The organism is Actinomyces bowdenii, assembly GCF_017592395.1.
Lineage (GTDB): Bacteria > Actinomycetota > Actinomycetes > Actinomycetales > Actinomycetaceae > Actinomyces > Actinomyces bowdenii.
Genome location: NZ_JAGFOU010000034.1, coordinates 14182 through 31780 on the forward strand (window position 1 = coordinate 14182; position 17599 = coordinate 31780).

13 protein-coding genes are annotated in these 17599 nt (G+C 71.7%); 1 reads left to right on the forward strand and 12 read right to left on the reverse strand.

Annotation, left to right across the window (positions count from 1 at the left end; genetic code table 11):
• Positions 1-7: 7 nt before the first annotated feature.
• From J5X07_RS12145 to J5X07_RS12180, 8 genes are all read right to left on the reverse strand, one after another.
• Entirely contained in the window at positions 8-460 is a 453-nt protein-coding gene (locus J5X07_RS12145; RefSeq protein WP_208479974.1) for a DUF4190 domain-containing protein, read from the reverse strand.
• A gap of 161 nt (positions 461-621) precedes the next feature.
• On the reverse strand, positions 622-1392 hold the full coding sequence (gene hisF, locus J5X07_RS12150; protein WP_124934761.1) for an imidazole glycerol phosphate synthase subunit HisF: 771 nt from the start codon (positions 1390-1392) through the stop codon (positions 622-624).
• Positions 1389-3068, reverse strand: a complete 1680-nt coding sequence (locus J5X07_RS12155; RefSeq protein ID WP_208479975.1) for a hypothetical protein — start codon at positions 3066-3068, stop codon at positions 1389-1391. The genes hisF and J5X07_RS12155 overlap by 4 nt, the downstream gene beginning before the upstream one ends.
• A gap of 16 nt (positions 3069-3084) precedes the next feature.
• Positions 3085-4515, reverse strand: a complete 1431-nt coding sequence (gene pafA / locus J5X07_RS12160) for a Pup--protein ligase (RefSeq protein ID WP_208479976.1) — start codon at positions 4513-4515, stop codon at positions 3085-3087.
• A 2-nt stretch (positions 4516-4517) separates the two neighbouring features.
• Entirely contained in the window at positions 4518-4709 is a 192-nt protein-coding gene (locus J5X07_RS13450) for a ubiquitin-like protein Pup (protein WP_208479986.1), read from the reverse strand.
• Positions 4710-4760: 51 nt separating this feature from the next.
• On the reverse strand, positions 4761-6455 hold the full coding sequence (gene dop / locus J5X07_RS12170; protein WP_208479977.1) for a depupylase/deamidase Dop: 1695 nt from the start codon (positions 6453-6455) through the stop codon (positions 4761-4763).
• Positions 6452-8152, reverse strand: coding sequence for a proteasome ATPase (arc, locus tag J5X07_RS12175; protein WP_208479978.1), 1701 nt, complete (start codon positions 8150-8152; stop codon positions 6452-6454). The genes dop and arc overlap by 4 nt, the downstream gene beginning before the upstream one ends.
• Positions 8145-9254, reverse strand: coding sequence for a tRNA (adenine-N1)-methyltransferase (locus tag J5X07_RS12180; RefSeq protein WP_208479979.1), 1110 nt, complete (start codon positions 9252-9254; stop codon positions 8145-8147). The genes arc and J5X07_RS12180 overlap by 8 nt, the downstream gene beginning before the upstream one ends.
• 328 nt (positions 9255-9582) lie before the next feature.
• Between J5X07_RS12180 and J5X07_RS12185 the strand changes: the two genes are divergently transcribed.
• Positions 9583-10758, forward strand: coding sequence for a PDDEXK family nuclease (locus J5X07_RS12185; RefSeq protein ID WP_208479980.1), 1176 nt, complete (start codon positions 9583-9585; stop codon positions 10756-10758).
• A 108-nt stretch (positions 10759-10866) separates the two neighbouring features.
• On the opposite strand, the gene J5X07_RS12190 is transcribed toward J5X07_RS12185, so the two are convergent.
• The 4 genes from J5X07_RS12190 to fxsT form a co-directional block, all read right to left on the reverse strand.
• Entirely contained in the window at positions 10867-11916 is a 1050-nt protein-coding gene (locus tag J5X07_RS12190) for a S66 family peptidase (protein ID WP_208479981.1), read from the reverse strand.
• A gap of 260 nt (positions 11917-12176) precedes the next feature.
• Positions 12177-13421 carry a multidrug effflux MFS transporter gene (locus J5X07_RS12195; RefSeq protein ID WP_208479982.1) on the reverse strand — a complete coding sequence of 415 codons (1245 nt, stop codon included), beginning with the start codon at positions 13419-13421 and terminating at the stop codon, positions 12177-12179.
• 99 nt (positions 13422-13520) lie between these two features.
• On the reverse strand, positions 13521-14684 hold the full coding sequence (locus J5X07_RS12200; RefSeq protein ID WP_208479983.1) for a site-2 protease family protein: 1164 nt from the start codon (positions 14682-14684) through the stop codon (positions 13521-13523).
• Between the two features lie 49 nt (positions 14685-14733).
• On the reverse strand, positions 14734-17313 hold the full coding sequence (gene fxsT / locus J5X07_RS12205; protein WP_208479984.1) for an FxSxx-COOH system tetratricopeptide repeat protein: 2580 nt from the start codon (positions 17311-17313) through the stop codon (positions 14734-14736).
• Positions 17314-17599 lie beyond the last annotated feature (286 nt).

The following is a 17599-nucleotide window of genomic DNA, read 5'->3' on the forward strand; positions in this document are numbered from 1 at the left end:
TATCCGGTCAGGAACTCAGAGAACTATTCAATGCACCCAAGATCCACAGAAGGATCAGTAGCACCCAAGAAGCCCCGGCGATGACAATACCCGCGATCGACATCCCCTTATTGTCAGCCTCCCCATTATTGACCGCCTGAATGCCGAGGATGCCGAAGATCACCGCGATGACACCCGGGATGCCCCAGCAGCACACGCTGAAGATCCCCAGCGCCAGGGAGGTGATGCCCATCCAGTTCTTCTCGGTGGGGTTGGGGATGTAGCCGCCGTAGGGCAACCCATAGCCGGCCTGACCGGGGTAGGGCTGCTGGGCACCGGGGTTGTGCATCTGCTGATCCGGGTATGGCTGGCCCGGGTAGGCCTGCCCGGCATGATAGGCCTGCCCGGCATTGAGGCTGGAGGCGTAAGGGTCCTGGCCGTTGGGGTCGTACGGTCCGGACTGGCCGGGGTAGGTGCTCATGGCGATCCTGATCTGTTGAGATGAGAGTTGTCGACAGGCGCCCCTGGCATGCTGCGGGTCACAGGGCCCTGACCGACCGGAGGATACCGAAGCCGCCGGATCAGGGCAAAGGGGAGGGCTCCCCACCGCGGCCCGGGGCGGCGATGGCCCGTGGCCCGCCCTCAGCGCACCGGGTGCCCGGCGCGGCGCAGGGCCTCCTTGGCCTGGCCCACGGTCATGGTCCCGTAGTGGAAGACCGAGGCGGCCAGGACGGCGTCGGCCCCGTGGTCGGCGGCCCGGGCGAAGTCCTCGGGTCGCCCCGCCCCTCCCGAGGCGATGAGGGGGACGCCCACCTCGCGCCGCACCGCGTCGATCATCTCGGTGTCGAAGCCGCCGGTGACGCCGTCGGCATCCATGGAGTTGAGCAGGATCTCGCCCGCGCCCAGCTCGGTGGCCCGCACTGCCCAGGCCACGGCGTCGATGCCGGTGGAGCGCCGTCCCCCATGCGTGGTGACCTCGTAGCCGGACTCGGTGCTCACGCCCGCGGGGCAGCGCCGGGCGTCGACCGAGAGCACGAGCACCTGGCTGCCGAAGCGCTGGGCGACCTCGGTGATGAGCTCGGGGCGGGCGATGGCGGCGGTGTTGACCCCGACCTTGTCCGCCCCGGCCCCCAGGAGCCGGTCGACGTCCTGGGCGCTGCGCACCCCGCCGCCGACGGTCAGGGGCACGAAGACCTGCTCGGCGGTGCGCGAGACCACCTCCATCATGGTCGAGCGGCCCTCGCTGGAGGCCGAGACGTCCAGGAAGGTGATCTCATCGGCCCCCTGCTCGTCGTAGCGGGCGGCCAGCTCCACGGGGTCGCCGGCGTCCCGCAGCCCCTGGAAGTTCACCCCCTTGACCACGCGCCCGTCCTTGACGTCCAGGCAGGGGATGACACGGATGGCCAGGCTCATGGCCTCTCCTCTCCGGAGGTGGCGGTGGGGGCGGCCGTGGGTGTCGCGGTGGGGGCGGCGGACTCGGTGGCCGGGGCGGTGGCGGGGGCCTCGTCGCGCGAGGCGATGGCCAGCACGTCGATGACGACGGCCACCGCGTCCTCACCCCGAGCCTGATCGGCGGGCAGGGCCAGGACCACCCGCGATCCCACGGGCACATCGACCAGCAGCTGGGAGACCCCTGCCAGGGTGTTCCTCATGTCGATGGAGCGCGGCAGGACGGTGCTGCCGTAGGTGGGGGTGCCCGAGACCTGGCCGGTGGACCAGTTGACGATGGAGTATCGGGCGATGAGCAGGTCGTCCTTGCCCACCTGCGGCCCCTGGCCCTGGATGAGGGTGGTGATGCTGGAGCTGGTGGGCGCCGACAGCCCCTGGACCGAGATCCGGGCGGCGCCGTCCGCGCCGATGGTCACCGCGGGCATGCCGGTGGCGGGCTCGCGCTCCTCCCCGGTGGCCACGGTGGGCAGGATGTCGACCACCGTGATCTCGGTGGTCAGCTCCCCCTCTTCCTCGTGGGGGGCGCGCAGCACCACCCGGGAGCCCTCGGTCTTGCCCTCGATGGCCTTGTCGAGCTCCTCCCCCAGGGCGTCGTCGAGCATGACCGTGCGCAGGGAGGCGCCTGTCTCGGTCCCGGTGGTGTTGCGCCCGTCGAGCCCGGAGAAGGTGGAGATCGACAGCAGGACCGCGTCCCCCTGGCTCACCGTGCGGCCGGTGCCCTCCACCAGGAGGTCCTCGTGCAGGGAGGTGGCCGGGGTCAGGGCCCCCTTGAGCGAGACCACGGGCACCACGCCCGGCCGCCCGGCGATCTCGACGACGGAGTCCAGCGGGTCGTCCCCCGACAGGACCGTCTCCAGGGCCTGGGCGCTGGCCTGGCCGGCCTCATCGCGCATGCCGAGGTTCTTCACGGCCAGCGGCACGAGCACCATGGCCAGGACGACGACGCCGGCCAGGGCGATGGCCAGCAGGCCCCGCGGCCGCCGACCCAGGGCGGCGCCGATGGCCTTCTGGGGGCCGGTGGCCGCGGCGGGCTCCAGGGCCTGCGGTGCCTGCGGTGCCCGCGCCTCCTCCTGGGCCCCGGGGCCCAGGGGAGCTCGCTCCAGGGGGGCGGGCTCCGGGGAGGGCGCGGCGGGCCGAGCAGCCGCAGCGGGCCGGGAGGCCGGGGCGGGCCGAGGCTCAGGAGCCGGGCGGGCGGCAGGGGCGGGCCGGGCAGCGGTGGGCCGGGCAGCGGGCGGTGTCCTCCGCTCAGCCGGCGCCTCCGCCTGAGGCTGATCGTGGCGCGGCACGGGCTTCCACGCCACCGCCCCACCGGCCGAGGAGGCCGACGGCGCGCTGAGCGCCGGGCCGGCAGCAGCATCCGGCCCGCCCTGGAGGCGGGGCCCGGCCTGGGGACCGGGCCGCGCGGAGGGCTTGCGGACCGCGGGCATGCTGGTGGCCGAGGGCTTCCAGGTGGCGCTGGCGGACTGCGGCGGGGGGTGCTGAGCCTGCTCCTGCTGCCGATCCTGCCCCGGCCTCTGGGCCGGCACCTGGCCGGTGGCGGCGCGCTGGGCCTCCTCCCGGGCGCGCTCCAGGGCGCGCCGCTGACGACGGGTCAGCGGCGCGCCGTCGGCCCCCGGGGGCATGCTCGGTGTGCTGCTCATCGGGTGAATCATCTCATCATGCCGGCCGCATCCCGGCACCGGGATCGGCTCCGCGGCCCTCCATGGCCGCCAGGAGCGCATCGACGCGCTCATCGACGGCCCGGAAGGGATCGGTCAGACTGATGGGGCGGCAGGCGCCGTCGTCCAGGCGCAGGCTCACCCAGTCCACGCTCAGGTCCAGGCGCAGATCCTCGGCCCGGGCCACGGCGGCGCCCCGCAGGCGGGCGCGCGTGGTGGCGGGGGGCCGGGTCACCGCCGCCCGGCAGGCCTCCTGGTCGATGTAGCGGCGCAGCAGGCCCGCCCGCTCCAGGCGGGGGCGCAGGCCCTCCCCGCTGGTCACGTCGTGGTAGGCCAGTGACAGCCTGGCCACACGCGGGTCATCGAGCCCGGCGCCGGTGCGCTGGGTGTAGCGGGTGAGCAGCTGGAGCTTGGCAGCCCAGTCCAGCTCCGCGGCCACGGCGCCGTAATTGCCCGAGCGCACCGCCTCAAGGCCGCGTCCCCACAGGTCGAGGGTCTCGCGCTGCATGCCCGTGAGGTCGCGCTCGGCCTCGACATGGGCGGTGACCCGCTCCAGGTGCTCCTGCTGCAGATCGACCGGGGTGATGGTCCTGCCGTCGGCGAGCTCCAGGGCCACGGCGGCCCGCAGGTCGCTGCTGACCTCCCGGATGGCGCGCATGGGCTCGGCCAGGGCCAGATCGGACAGGTCGCCGCCGGACTCCAGGTAGTCCAGCAGCAGGTCCATGGCCCCGGCCTTGAGCAGTGTGGAGCCCTGGGCGATGCTGGAGTCCCCGACGATGACATGCATCCGCCGGTAGCGCTCGGCGTCGGCGTGCGGCTCGTCGCGGGTGTTGATCATGGGGCGCGCCCGGGTGGTGGCCGCCGAGAGGGCCTCCCAGGTCTGATCCGCGCGCTGGGAGAAGCAGTAGCGCGCCCGTCCATGGGCATCGGGGGCGATATGCCCGGAGCCCACGAGGATCTGGCGGGTCACCAGGTGGGGCACGAGGGTCTGGGCGTCCTGCCAGAAGCTCCCCGAGCGGCGCACCAGGTAGTTCTCATGGCAGCCGAAGCCGTTGCCCTGGGCGTCCAGGTTGTTCTTCAGCAGGTGGATGCGCCCCTCCACGCCCCGGTCCTCCAGGCGCTTGTTGGCCCGGTCGGCCAGGTCGGCCATGATGAGATCGCCGGCCCGGTCCTGGGCCAGCAGGTCCTCCAGGCGGTCGCACTCGGCGGTGGCGTACTCGGGGTGGGAGCCGACGTCGAGGTACAGGCGCCCCCCGGAGCGGGTGAAGACATTGGAGGACCGCCCTCGCTGGATGATGGGGTCGAACAGGGCCCTGGCGGCCTGATCGGCATCCATGGGGGGCGCGCCTCCCGTGCTGGAGGCGCAGGTGATGCCGTACTCGGTCTCGATCCCGATGATGCGGCGTGCCGTGGGGCGTGAGCCGCTCATCCTCACTGGCCGCCCTTCTGGACGAATCCCTGGACGAAGGCCGCCGCATTGGTCTCGATGACGGAGTCGATCTCATCGAGGATCTCATCGACGCCGGTGACCTGCACCTGGGCACCGGTGGCGGCGCCCTCCTCGGGGGCCTCAGGACCACCGGCGGCCTGGATGCGGCCCTGACCTGCGGTGTGCGGCGTCACGGGTGTCACGGTCCTGTCCTCCTGCGCTGTGCCCGGGGGCCTCGAACAATCCTACGGGGGCCAGTGTCCCCCAGGCGGAGCCTCCCGACCAATCGCCTCCATCATGGCGGCGGTCTCATCCTCACTGAGGGTCACCCCGTCGGGGAGCGCCAGGCGCAGAAGGCTGGGACGATCGGGCAGGTCCAGGATCAGCGAGGTCCAGGAGGCGGCCACGACGGCGGGGTGGTGGGCCACGGCGGCGCCGCGAACCGCGGCCCGGGTCCCCCGGGGCGGGGCATCGGCGGCGGCCTCCACCTCATCGGGGTTGACCAGGCGGTGGATGCGGCCGGCGGCGTCGAGCTTGTCCACCACCGACCGGCCGGCCCGCAGATCGGCCCACTGGATGTCCAGGGCCGCCAGGCGGGGGTCCTCCCAGCCGGTGCCCGAGCGGGCGCGCATGGCCTCGCACAGGTCCAGCTTGGCCACCCACTCCACCATGGCGGGGGCCGGGCCGCTGCGCCGGACCGCCCACTGCTCCAGGGCGTCCAGGCACTGGCGCCATACCGACAGGGCCTGCGCGGCATGATCCGCCTCATCGGCCTCCTGCCCGCCCCGGCGCACCGCCTCCTCGACGGCGCCCAGGCAGGCCCGCTGGATCTCCAGGCCCGTCATGGGGCCGCTGCGGGTGGCCAGACGGTGGGTGAGGGAGGTGTCATGGGAGACCGCCCAGCACTCCTCCACCGCATCCGCGCACAGCTCCAGGTCCGCCAGGGCGCCCAGGCCCCGGCCCCGGCGGTGGGAGTCCTCCAGAAGCCACAGCATGAGGCTGGTGGATGCGACCTTGAGGTAGATGGGCACATCGAAGCGGTTGGCGTCGCCGTTGATGACATGCAGGCGCCGGAAGCGCCCGGCGTCGGCATGGGGCTCGTCCCGGGTGTTGATGATGGGCCGGTTGAAGGTGGTCTGCAGCCCGATGGCGGACTCGATGTAGTCGGCGCGCTGGCTGATCTGGAAGCCGGGCTCCTGGCTGCGCTGCCCCAGCCCCACGCGCCCGGCGCCCACCATGATCGGGCGGGTGACCAGGAAGGGGGTCAGGCCCGCGGCCAGGGCCTCGAAGGGCACCGAGCGCTCCACCAGGTAGTTCTCGTGGGAGCCGTAGGAGGCCCCCTTGCCATCGACATTGTTCTTGTACAGGACGATCTCCTGGCCGGGCAGGTCCTGGAGGTGGGCGGCCATGGCGCGCCTGGCGATGACCTCCCCGGCCCGGTCCCACACCAGGGCGTCGCGGGGCGTGAGCACCTCGGGCGAGGAGTACTCGGGGTGGGCGTGATCGACGTAGAGGCGGGCACCGTTGGACAGCACCGCGGTGGTGGCCCGGGGCAGGGCCGCCTCGACGGCACTGGGGCGGGGGCGGGCCCCCCAGGGCGGGGCGGCGCTCGGCGCGGGGCGCAGGGGGTCGTCGGTGAGCTGGCTGGGGTCGGCGGCGGCGCGGTCCAGGCGACCGCCCCGCATATCCGCCAGCGGGTCCTCCCCCTCGTAGTCCCAGCGCACCGCCGCCGCGGGCCGGCCATCGGGCCCCACCAGGCCCGGCCGGGAGCGCGCCGCATAGGCCTGGACGATCTGGGCGGCCATGACCATGGGGTTGGAGGGGGCGGAGGGGCTCTCAGGGATGTTGGGGCCGGCCCCCGTCCCGCCCTGGCCCAGCACCCCGTACTCGGTCTCCAGGCCCACGGGGCGGTGCACCGGGCCCAGCCCGCCGCCCGTCATCGCCTCACCTGCTTCCCGCCGGGCCGCGGGCCCAGGCGCCGCACGCTGCGCACCACCCCGCGCCTGCCGCCCAGGACGCGCGTCCAGCCCTCGGGGGTGTTGGCCCCGGTGACCTCCTCGCTGCGGCGGGCCTCGACGGCCACCGCCTCCAGGACCCGGGCGGTGCTCAGGCCGCCCCGGCCCCCGGCCAGCTCGTCCTTGATGGAGGCGGTCTTGGCCCTGGCCACCACGGAGGCCAGCATCGCCCCGCTGACCAGGTCCGACAGGTGCAGGGTCTCGATGGTCCCATCGACGTAGACGACCTCCAGGACCGCGGTCCCGGCGGTCCTGGCGTACAGGGCGTCGACGGCGGCGCGCCGCAGGGCCGCGGCCGTGGCCGCGCGGTCCCCCTGGCGGGCCGCCAGCTCCTCAGGATCCAGGGGAAGGTCCGCGGTCAGGTGCCTGGCCAGGATCTCCTCGGCCCCCACGGCGTCGGGGCGCTCGATGCGGATCTTCAGATCCAGGCGCCCGGGCCGCAGGACGGCGGGATCGATCATGTCCTCCCGGTTGGAGGCCCCGATGATGAGCACATTGCGCAGGGCCTCCACGCCGTCGATCTCGGCCAGCACCTGGGGCACGATCGTGGTCTCCACATCATTGGACACCCCGGTGCCCCGGGTGCGGAACAGGGCCTCCATCTCATCGAAGAACACCACGACGGGCCGGTCCTCGGCGGCGGCCTTGCGGGCCTGCTCGAAGATCGCCCGGATCTGGCGCTCGGTCTCCCCCACGAACTTGCTCAGCAGCTCGGGCCCCTTGATGTTGAGGAAGGCGGGGCTGCGCGAGGCCCCCTGGGCGGTCGAGGCCAGGGAGGTGGCCACGGCCTTGGCGATGAGGGTCTTGCCGCATCCGGGGGGCCCGTAGAGCAGCAGGCCCTTGGGCGGGCGCAGCCCGTAGGAGCGGTAGAGGCCGGGATGGCTGAAGGGCAGCTCCAGGGCGTCGCGGATCTCCTGGATCTGGGGGCCCAGGCCGCCGATGTCCTCCCAGGAGACATCCGGGGTCTCGGTGACCACCAGCTGCTCCACGCTCGTGCGCTCGACCACCGCCGTGACCACGTCGGCCCGCAGGTCGGCGGCCAGGGTGTCGCCGGGCTTGAGACCGGCGGCATCCAGGTGGGAGGCCAGGGTCAGGACCCGCTCGGAGCCCGAGGCGCTGGTGGCCAGCACCCGGGTGGGGCCCAGGACCTCATCGAGGGTGACGGTCTCGCCGGTCTGCGGCGGCGGGAGGGTGTCGACCACGAGGAGCTGGTCGTTGACGGCCACGACCCTGCCCACCTGGAGGTCCTCCCGGGGCACACCGGGGTGGACGCCCAGGTGCATGTGGCGCCCCGAGAGGTTGACCCCCACCTCGCGGGGCCTGCCGCGGTCCTGCGGATCACCGCCCTGCCCGGCCCCGCCCCGTGGAGCACTGGCGGTGGGCAGGCTGGTGAGCAGGCCGAGGGTCACCGGCGGCAGGGTGACCTCGTCGAGCTGGGCGCCGAGCTCGGCGATGCGCTCGCGGGCGCTGGTGAGGGCGGCCACGAGGCGCTCGTTCTTGGCGCTCAGGCTCACGGCCTCGGCCCGGGCCTCGCGCAGCTGATGGCTGGTGAAGCCCTGGTCGCCGCGGCCCTGGTTCCGGGGCCCCTCAGCCGGGCTGCTGCGGTCGCCGGCGTCAATCATGGCTGCCTCCGCCCGGGGCCGGCGGCGGGGTCCCGGGAAGGACGGGGGTGGCGTCCTCGGGCTGCTTGGCACGGGTGTCGCGCAGGACGCGGCGGACCTTCTTGTCGGTGCTGGTGCGCTCCTTGACGTCCTCGGGCCGCCAGTACCCGCCGTCGTCGTAGGCGCCGCGAGCGGGCGGGCGCTTGCGCGCCAGGGGCGGGGAGCCCGGGGCCAGGCGGCGGGCGGACAGCAGGAAGCCGGTGTGGGCGACCATGCGGTGATCGGGGCGCACGGCCAGGCCGTCGACATTCCAGGTGCGCACCATGGACTCCCAGGACTCGGGCTCGGTGAACAGGCCGCTGTGGCGCAGGGCCTCCACGGTGCGGGAGAGCTGGGTGACAGTGGCGACATAGGCCAGGAAGACGCCGCCGGGGGCCAGGGCCCGGGCGCCGGCCCCGATGTTCTCCCAGGGGGCGAGCATGTCCAGCACGATGCGGTCGATGCTGGCCGGCTCCACGCAGGCCTCCACGACCTCGGCGAAGTCCCCGGTGCGCAGCTCCCAGGCCGGGTGGTGGCCGCCGAACCAGGAGTCGACGTTGGAGGCGGCGATATGGGCGAAGTCCTCGCGCCGCTCGATGGAGATCAGGCGCCCGCCCTCGCCGATGGCCGAGAGCAGGTTCATGGTCAGGGCCCCCGAGCCCACCCCGGCCTCCAGGACGCGGGCGCCGGGGAAGATGTCGCCCAGGGCGATGATCTGGCCGGAGTCCTTGGCGTAGACCACCTGGGCGCCGCGCGGCATGGACAGGACGTAGTCGGCCAGCAGGGGGCGCAGCAGGAGCAGCTCGTGGCCGGTGTCGGTGGTGATGACGCTGCCCTCCGCCAGCCCGACGACGTCGCGGTGGCGGAAGGAGCCTCGCACGGACTGGAAGTAGCCGTGCTCGTCCAGGACGAAGGTGTTCTTGCGGCCCTTGGAGTCGGTGACCTGGAGGCGCTCGCCGTAGCGGAAGGGGCCACGGCGCCCCGCCTGGCCCAGGACGTCCTGGGTGGCGGTGCGCGGCAGGGGCTGGTGGGCTGAGGGCTGCGCGTCCTCGGGGGTGGGCGCGCTGGGACTGGTGGAGGTCATCGGGTGGAGTCTATGGCCTCCCGGGGAAGTGGCGAGGCCCAATGCGCCGCAGGCATGCCGCTGGTGCGCCGTCGGCCGGGGGTCCGGTGCGCCGTCGGCCGGGGATGGGGGGCGGGCTCCGGCCCCTGGCATCGCGCCCCCTATCCCTTCAGAATGCGAGTGCGGGGTGCAGAATGCGATGACCCCGCACTCGCTTTGTGCACCCCATACTCGCAATCCGCGTTCCTGCGCGGTCACCCGGGCTCCACAGGGGGCGTGCTGCAGGCGCTCTCCACAGCGCTGGGCGGGTGCGCTGGCGGCCCGGGTGATGCGGGCGCAGCGTTGGCCCATGGAGATGAGCAGCCGCGCCGCAGCCGTGGGCGGGATCAGCGCCGATATCCACCAGCCCCTGGATCGCAGCCTCCTGCCGCGCCTCGTGCGCACCGGGCGCGGCGTGCGGGCGGAGCGGCTCTCCTGTGAGGGAGCAGGCGCCATCCGGCCCGGCTCGGGGCTGCGCCTGGCGCCCGGCGTCCTGTGGGTGCCCCACGATCAGGCCTCCCGCTGGCAGCATCAGTACACGCTCTGCCTGGCTCGGGCGATGGCCGCCCAGGCCACCCAGCGCTCCATGCGCTGCCTGACCCATGCCTCGGCCGCCCTCATCCTGGGACTGCCCATGATGAGCCGGGAGCCGGATGTCTACATCGCTGTTCCCTCCAGACCGCGGCAGGTCCGCGCCCCGCTGCCGCTGATCGGCATCCCCTCCAGCGGTCCGCCCCGCCCGATTCCCCGCCCGGGCCGCTTCTGCAGGCAGATCGTCTTGTGGCGCCGCCGGCTGGACCTCACTGGTGAGGAGATCACCGTGGTGGGCGGGATCGCCGTCACCAGTGCGCTGCGCACCGCCTTCGACTGCGCCTGCGATGAGCCCGCCCACAATGCCCTGACCATCGCCGATGCCGCACTGCGACTGGTGTGCCGCCCCCAGCGCCGGCGCCCCCGGGCGCATGAGCGGGCCGAGGCCCTGGCCCGCGGGGTCTGGGAGGGTCTCATCGAGCGCCACCCCCGTCGTCGAGGGATCTCCCGGGCCCGCGCCATCCTGGCCGCGGCCACCCCGATGGCCGAGTCCCCGGGGGAGAGCGTGGCGCGCTGGCTGTCCCTGGCGCTGGGCCTGCCACCGCCGCATCCCCAGTACCGGATCGAGACGCCGGGAGGACCGTCCTGGGTGGATCTGTGCTGGCCGGAGCAGGGCATCGTCATCGAGGTCGATGGCCAGGTCAAGTACGAGTCGCGACAGGACCTCTGGGAGGAGAAGCGGCGCCAGGACGCGATCCAGGCTCAGGGCTGGAGCGTCCTGCGCATCACCTATGGGGAGTTCCACGACCTCCTGGCCCTGGCCCAGCGCATCCAGTCGGCCCTCCCACCCGATGCCGTGACCTCGGCGCTGCCCGCACCGGGCATGCTCTGGCCCGGCAGGGGACTCGACGAGGGCCTGACCGAGGGCTCGATGCTCGCCGCGCCCCGCGGGTAGCACAGCAGAATGCGAGTGCGGGGTGCACAAAGCGAGTGCGGGGTCATCGCATTCTGCACCCCGCACTCGCATTCTGGAGGGGCGGTGCCACAATGCCGCCGGCCGGGCTCAGGAGTAGTCCGCCCAGACCCTCCGCGAGGCGCCGTCGACGGTGACCCGGCCGCCGTGGGGCAGGATCCACTGGGGGCCGGTGTGCCCGAAGGGGATGCCGCAGCACACGACGGCCTGCGGGTTGTAGTGCGCCACCGTCTCCATGACCCTCTCGTTGCGCTCGGCCCGCATGGCCCTGCGGGTCTCATCGTCGGGGTGGATCTCGAAGGTGGAGACCGGTGGGCGGGCGAAGAGCACTGCTGCGGCCACGCCCAGCACTCCTCTCTCCCCCAGGGCCCGCAGCATGCGGAAGGCACTCCGAGGAGGAATGACCTCCTCGGAGAGCTCGATGAGCAGGACGGCGCCCTCAAGGTCGGCCGGGGACATGGCGAAGCGCCCGGCGGCCAGGATGTCGACCACCACTTCCAGGCAGCCGCCCCAGGTGCGCCCGGTGACGCTGGTCGAGGGCCCGGACCAGGTCCACTCCTCGGTGGCCTCCCGCTGGCCGAAGGAGGTCAGGGCTGCGGGGTCGCCCCAATCCAGGCCGTGGTCCTCGGACTGCGGCGGCCTGGTGATCTCCAGCTCCTCACCGGTGAGCAGGGCGGCGCGCAGGCCGGCCGCGTGCTCGGGGTCGACGCGCGGCCCGGGGCCCAGGTGGACCTGGGTGGACCCGCCGTAGAAGCTGCGCAGGCCGCAGGTGGTCAGGAAGTGGTGGAGGTGGGTGTTGTCGGAGTAGCCGAGGAAGGGCTTGGGGTGGGCGCGGACCACCTCGGGGTCGAGGTGCGGGATGACGGTGATCTGGTCATCACCGCCGATGGTGGCGTGGATGGCGCGCACGGAGTCGTCGGCGAAGGCCGCCATGAGGTCGCGGGCGCGCTCCTGCGGGCCGGCCCCGAGCTGGCGGGTGGTGGGGTACTCCTGGGGGATGAGGCCTGTGATCTCCTGGAGCCTGGTCATGGCCTGCTCGTGGATGGCCGGGGCGGCACCCGGAGCGGCGAAGGACGGGGAGACCACGGCGATGCGGTCGCCCGGCCGGGCCTTGGGCGGTGAGAGGAGGTCGGTGCTCATGGCCGGACACTACTCCCACCCCATGACCGGGCATGCTCTGGCCCGGCAGGGGGCTCGACGAGGGCCTGACCGAGGGCTCGATGCTCGCCGCGCCCCGCGGGTAGCACGGTATCCAGTCCATCCACGACCTGCCCCAGACCCGATGCTCGCCGCGCCCCACGGGTAGCACAGCAGAATGCGAGTGCGGGGTGCAGAATGCGATGACCCCGCACTCGCTTTGTGCACCCCGCACTCGCATTCTGGAGCAGCCGGGGGCCGGCTCAGACCTCGGGCAGGCGGCGCTGCGGCGCGCCCCGTCCCGCCAGGATGAAGGCGCACCAGGCACCGGTGACGCCCACGAGCATGACCATCACCATGGGCACGGCGCTGGCTCCGCCCCCGGAGCTGGCCAGTGGGGCGGAGGCCCCCATGGCGGCTGCCTGGACCAGGCCCAGCAGGGCGCTGGCGGCCCCGGCGATGTGCCGGGCCTCGGACAGGGCCAGGGCGCTGGCGTTGCCGAAGACGAATCCCTGGGCGGCCATGGTCATGACGAAGCCCGCGCACAGGGGGATGAGGGCCAGGTCGAGCGCCAGCACGCTGAGGGTCACCACGGTGATGCCCGCGGCCGACAGACTCAGGCCGGCCCCGATGAGCCGGCGCGGTGGGACGCGCCCCACCAGGCGGGAGCTGAGGATCGCCATGAGCATGCTGGATCCCGCGGTGCAGGCGAAGAACACCGAGTACTCCATGGGGCTCAGGCCCTTGATCTGCTGGAGCACGAAGGAGGAGGCCGAGACGTAGGCGAACATGGCGAAGCCGGAGAAGGCGGAGGTGAGCATGTAGCCCACGAAGCGCCGGCGGGCGGCCAGCTCCCGCAGGCCCTGGGCGAAGCGGCGCAGTCCCCCGCCCCGGCGCTCCTGGGCGGGCAGGGTCTCGGGGATGAGGAGGGCGGCCATGGCCATCATGAGCACGCCGAAGCCGGCCAGGCACCAGAAGACGGCCCGCCAGCCGGCCACGGACAGGACCGCTCCCCCGGCCACCGGGGCGATCATGGGGGCCAGGGCCCCCAGGGCCATGAGGATGGACATGATCCGGGCCAGCTGGTCCCCGCGGGCGACGTCGACCAGGACCGCCCGGCCCACGACGGCGGCCGCGCCACCGCCCAGGCCCTGGAGGACCCGCCCGGCCATGAGCACGCCGATGCCGGGGGCCAGGGCGCACACGACGCCGCCGAGGGTGCAGGTCAGGCCGCCCAGGATCATGGGCGCCCGCCTGCCCCACCGGTCCGAGCCCGTGCCGCCGACGAGCTGGCCCAGGCCCATGCCGACGAAGAAGGCGGTCAGGGTCAGGCCCACCGAGGTGGAGGTGGTGCCCAGGTCGTGGGTGACGCGGGGGAAGGCGGGCGAGTACATGTCCGTGGCGAAGGGCGGCACGGCGCTCTGGATGGCCAGGGCGGCGATGAGCCCGATGGTGACGGTGGCATGGGTGGCGCCGGTGGCATCGCGGGTGCCGTGGGCTGGAGCCATGGGGGTCCTCTCGACGTCGGGCCTTGGGGCAGCGCAACGCTACTCCCACCGCCGCCGCACCAGCGCTGGCAGTACTGTCCGCGACGGCGGCGCTGCGGCTCAGCGCGCCCCGGTGGGCACGGCGCCCCGCATCCGCCCGGCCTCGATGAGGACCAGCCAGCGCGAGACGGCGCGGGCCCGGCTCATGGCCTGGGCGGCGGCCGGGCCGGTCAGCTCACTGGTGAGGGCGGCGGCCGGCAGCACGGTGCAGACCTGGCCGGCGCTGATGGCCGCGCCCTGGGCGGTGTCCTCACCGGTGGCCCCGTGCAGGTCCAGCTGGTCCAGGCCCGCCTGGTCGATGGCGCCGAGCAGCTGGTCGCCGTCGCGGACCAGGACCAGGGCGGCGCCCTCGTCGAGCATCCGGCGCACCTGGCCGATGGGGGTCCGGGAGGGGGTGAGGGCGATGGGGCGGGCCAGGGTGCGCAGGTCGAGTCGCTGGGCGGCGCGGGCCCCTCGGCCCAGGCCCAGGGTCCGCCAGCTGGTGGCGCCGATGGTCCAGGCGACCATGGCCGCCAGGAAGAGGCTGAAGGTGTCGGGCCTCTGCCCCGCCAGGATGAGGGGGCGGCCCACCCACCACCACAGGATGAGGGCGACGACGCCGAGCCCGCCCCACGCCGCGGCCTTGAGCCCCAGCAGTCGGTTGCCGGTGGCCTGCTCGATGAGGGAGGCCAGGGCGTGGCCGCCGTCCAGGGGCAGGCCGGGCAGGGCGTTGAAGATGGCCAGGGCGAGGTTGACCCAGGTCAGGGCCCAGGTGGCCACGTGGACGGGGACGGGCAGGGCGACGGCCTCCTGAAGGGCCCTGCCGCCCGCCCACAGCGCCAGGTTGGTGGCGGGGCCGGACAGGGACACCGCCGCCCTCCGCCAGGGGCTCCAGGTGGCGGGGGCGCCCCCGAAGGTGGTCAGCCCGCCCCACAGGTAGAGCTCGTAGCGGATGGGCCTGCGGCCCAGGAGGGAGCCGACGGCGCCGTGGGCGAGCTCGTGGAGGAGCACCGAGACCCCCACGCCCAGGACGGTGGCCAGGACGATCCCCAGGACGGTGACGACGCCGTAGGGCCCCAGCACCTGGGCGACCAGCGGGTACCAGCTGGCCGCGATGAGGAGGCCGAGCAGCGCGGAGGTGGGGGCCACGACAATGGGCGCGCCGCCCAGGCGCCCCAGGACCCACTCCCCGCGGGCGGTCGGCGAGGCGGCGGCAGCGGCGGGGGTGGACGGCAGTGACGGCATGCGCGCGAGCCTACTGGGGTCACCGCGGTTGAGCGACACCTGGTCGCTGTCAGGCTGGAGGCTCGTCTCCGTCAGCATGCCGGGCCCTTTCGAGATTCTTCCGAACAGCGATAGTCGTCGGATGATTGGGGCCCAGCACCCGCTCATGATCAGCCAGGGTCTGCTCATACAAGGGAACCGCACGTTCAAGATCCCCAACCGCCCCATAGGCATGGGCGAGATTGTTGCGCGAAGCCAGAGTATCGGGATGGTCCGCGCCCAGAACCCGCTCACAGTCTGCCAGGGTCTGCTCATACAAGGGGATCGCGCACCCCAAATCCCCAACCGCCCCATAGGCATAGGCCAGGTTGTTGCGCGAGACCAGAGTGTCAGGGTGGTCCGCGCCCAGCACCCGCTCACGATCAGCCAGGGTCTGCTCATACAAGGGAACCGCACGATTCAGATCACCAACCGATCTATAGGCATAGGCGAGATTGTTGCGCGAGGTAAGAGTGTCAGGGTGGTCCGCGCCCAGCACCCGCTCACGATCAGCCAAAGTCTGCTTAAACAAGGGGATCGCTTCCTTCACCCTATCCGCCACCTGATAGGCATAGGCGAGATTGTTGCGCGAGGCGAGAATATCAGGGTGGTCCGCGACCAGCACCCGCTCACGATCAGCCAGGGTCCGCTCATACAAGAGAACCGCACGATTCAGATCACCAACCGACTCATAGGCGCCCGCCAGGTTATTGCGCGAGGTCAGAGTGTCGGAGTGGTCCGCGACCAGCACCCGCTCACGATCAGCTAGGGTCCGCTCATACAAGGGAACCGCACGATTCAGATCACCAACCGACTCATAGGCGCCCGCCAGGTTATTGCGCAACGACAGAGCCCGGTGATCATCACCTCCGACAGCGGAGAGAATCTTGTCAATAACCTCGGACAGTGCCACGCAGCGAGCGGAGATACCCAGCTCTTCAGCCCGACGCTGCACACTGAGCAACAACTCAATGAATCCGGAAGACTCAACAAACTCATGCAAAGACTCCTGACCGCCAATAGCGGCGATCTGGTTGATCAACTCAATCATATCAGAGCGACTCGGCTTGTCCGCACCAGCCCCGGACACCCTTGCCAGAAGATCAACCACTTTGGAGACAATGGACCTCAGGTCGCATTGAGGGTCCGTCCGCATATCCTCTCGGATCACCCGGGCCTGGAGCCGGTGGATGAACACCGTCTCCCCGCCTTCCGAGACCGCGACCACACTGCGCTCCCGAAAATGCTGCAGAGCCTTGCGTGCAGCGAACTCATCAGGCCCTTCATCCGGAAGAACACGGTGAAGCCAGGACGCCGGCACGCCACTGTCAGCGAGGAGGGCCAGCACCCCAAGTTGCATACGTGCCGCCTCAGCCACCACACAATCCTGCCCTACCCTGTCGAGCTTATCTAAAGCACTCCTGTAGGCCAAGCGCAGCGCCTCCCCCACTGACTTGAGATAGGGATCCCCCTCCTCCCGAAGCACCGCCTGCTCAAGAAGCCTCCGTTCCAGAACATCCCGATACTCAACGATCGAGTAGCCCAGAGAGATCATCGTCGCCGCGGCCTGATTCAGAGCGACGGGAAGATGTCCCAGAAACTCCGCCAGATCTCGAGCCGCGCCAGCATCACAGTCGGGCAGGAGCCCCAGAAGATAATCGACCGCCTGATCAGCGGTGAAGGTCTCCACAGTAATCTGCTTCCCCAGTTTACTGGACCGCAGATTCGTCGTCACAATAACGCGAACCCCGGGGCCGCAAGGACGACGCCCCAACAAGTCGTCAGCGCTCTCCAGATTATCGAACACGATGAGCTTGTTCTCCACCGGCATGGAACTGACGGCATTGATGGCCGCACGAGCCAGATCCTTCGGCGACTGCGTCACTGCTGAGACACCCATCTGAAAGGCCAGCTCCGCTAGGCCCATGTCCACACCGCTCGGGGCCCCGCTGTCCGGGTCGCCCCTCCGCTTGGCATTGATCCAGGCCACCAAGGGCCAGCTCTCAGCCTCACAGCGCCTGGCATAGGCCGCCGCGATCTGCGACTTGCCGACCCCTGGCATCCCCTCAAGTGCCGCAAGGACAACAGTGCCGCCTTCGTCAAGGTGCTCACAGAGAGAGGTGTACTCCTCACGCTCCACGAACCCTTCCGCCTTCGCCGGAAGATCGTTGACGAAGTGAATCGGACTGTCGATCGCGCCACAGCGCCCCTGGGAGACGGCCTTGGTGATACCGTCCATTCCGGCCTCGATGCGCCCAAGCGCCTCTCCGTGCTCGATCTGCCGACCCTCAACCCTTCCCTGACTGGCCCGGATCTCATCAGCCCCATCGAGGAGGGCTGTGAGTGCGGCGATCTGGAATCTCTCCGAGCCGGGAGCCAGGCGCACGAATTCATCGGCCACAATATCCCGCAAGGCATCAAAAATGGGCTCGGCAACTTCCGCAATACTGTTCGCCCGCTGCTCTGCGCCGCGCTTACTCAGGTATTCCCGGAAGCGCTCAGGATGCCGGGCCGCCTCGAGAACAGCCGTATCATCAGCTCTGATGCGCTCGAGGAGCACCTCCACCTCGGTGACGGCAGCTCGCAGCTCCTCCTGCTGCTCCTGCTTCATTGCTGGCGTGAGACGCTTCTGAAGCTCCTGGGCGATCGCCCTGTCGAGTCGCTGCTTCTGCGTCTCAGTCCGTCCCATCTCACGCAAACGATCCCAGAGCGAGTCACTATCAGCCACCGCGTCGGCTACCGCCTCTGTGGTAGGAGAGTCGGCTATCACGGCTCTTCGCATTTGAGGGTGTGGTAGGCAAGATTTATTGGTGTGTTTGGGGTGGGGCTGGGTGGGTGCGTCGTTGCTTGGGTGGGGGTCGAGGTCCCCCGATGATGGGAGCTGCTACACACGCCAC

Coding starts and splice junctions, on each gene's coding strand:
- J5X07_RS12145 (WP_208479974.1), bottom strand. CDS start 460: ATGAGCACCTACCCCGGCCAGTCCGGACCGTACGACCCCAACGGCCAG.
- hisF (WP_124934761.1), bottom strand. CDS start 1,392: ATGAGCCTGGCCATCCGTGTCATCCCCTGCCTGGACGTCAAGGACGGG.
- J5X07_RS12155 (WP_208479975.1), bottom strand. CDS start 3,068: ATGAGCAGCACACCGAGCATGCCCCCGGGGGCCGACGGCGCGCCGCTG.
- pafA (WP_208479976.1), bottom strand. CDS start 4,515: ATGAGCGGCTCACGCCCCACGGCACGCCGCATCATCGGGATCGAGACC.
- dop (WP_208479977.1), bottom strand. CDS start 6,455: ATGACGGGCGGCGGGCTGGGCCCGGTGCACCGCCCCGTGGGCCTGGAG.
- arc (WP_208479978.1), bottom strand. CDS start 8,152: ATGATTGACGCCGGCGACCGCAGCAGCCCGGCTGAGGGGCCCCGGAAC.
- J5X07_RS12180 (WP_208479979.1), bottom strand. CDS start 9,254: ATGACCTCCACCAGTCCCAGCGCGCCCACCCCCGAGGACGCGCAGCCC.
- J5X07_RS12185 (WP_208479980.1), top strand. CDS start 9,583: ATGGAGATGAGCAGCCGCGCCGCAGCCGTGGGCGGGATCAGCGCCGAT.
- J5X07_RS12190 (WP_208479981.1), bottom strand. CDS start 11,916: ATGAGCACCGACCTCCTCTCACCGCCCAAGGCCCGGCCGGGCGACCGC.
- J5X07_RS12195 (WP_208479982.1), bottom strand. CDS start 13,421: ATGGCTCCAGCCCACGGCACCCGCGATGCCACCGGCGCCACCCATGCC.
- J5X07_RS12200 (WP_208479983.1), bottom strand. CDS start 14,684: ATGCCGTCACTGCCGTCCACCCCCGCCGCTGCCGCCGCCTCGCCGACC.
- fxsT (WP_208479984.1), bottom strand. CDS start 17,313: ATGAAGCAGGAGCAGCAGGAGGAGCTGCGAGCTGCCGTCACCGAGGTG.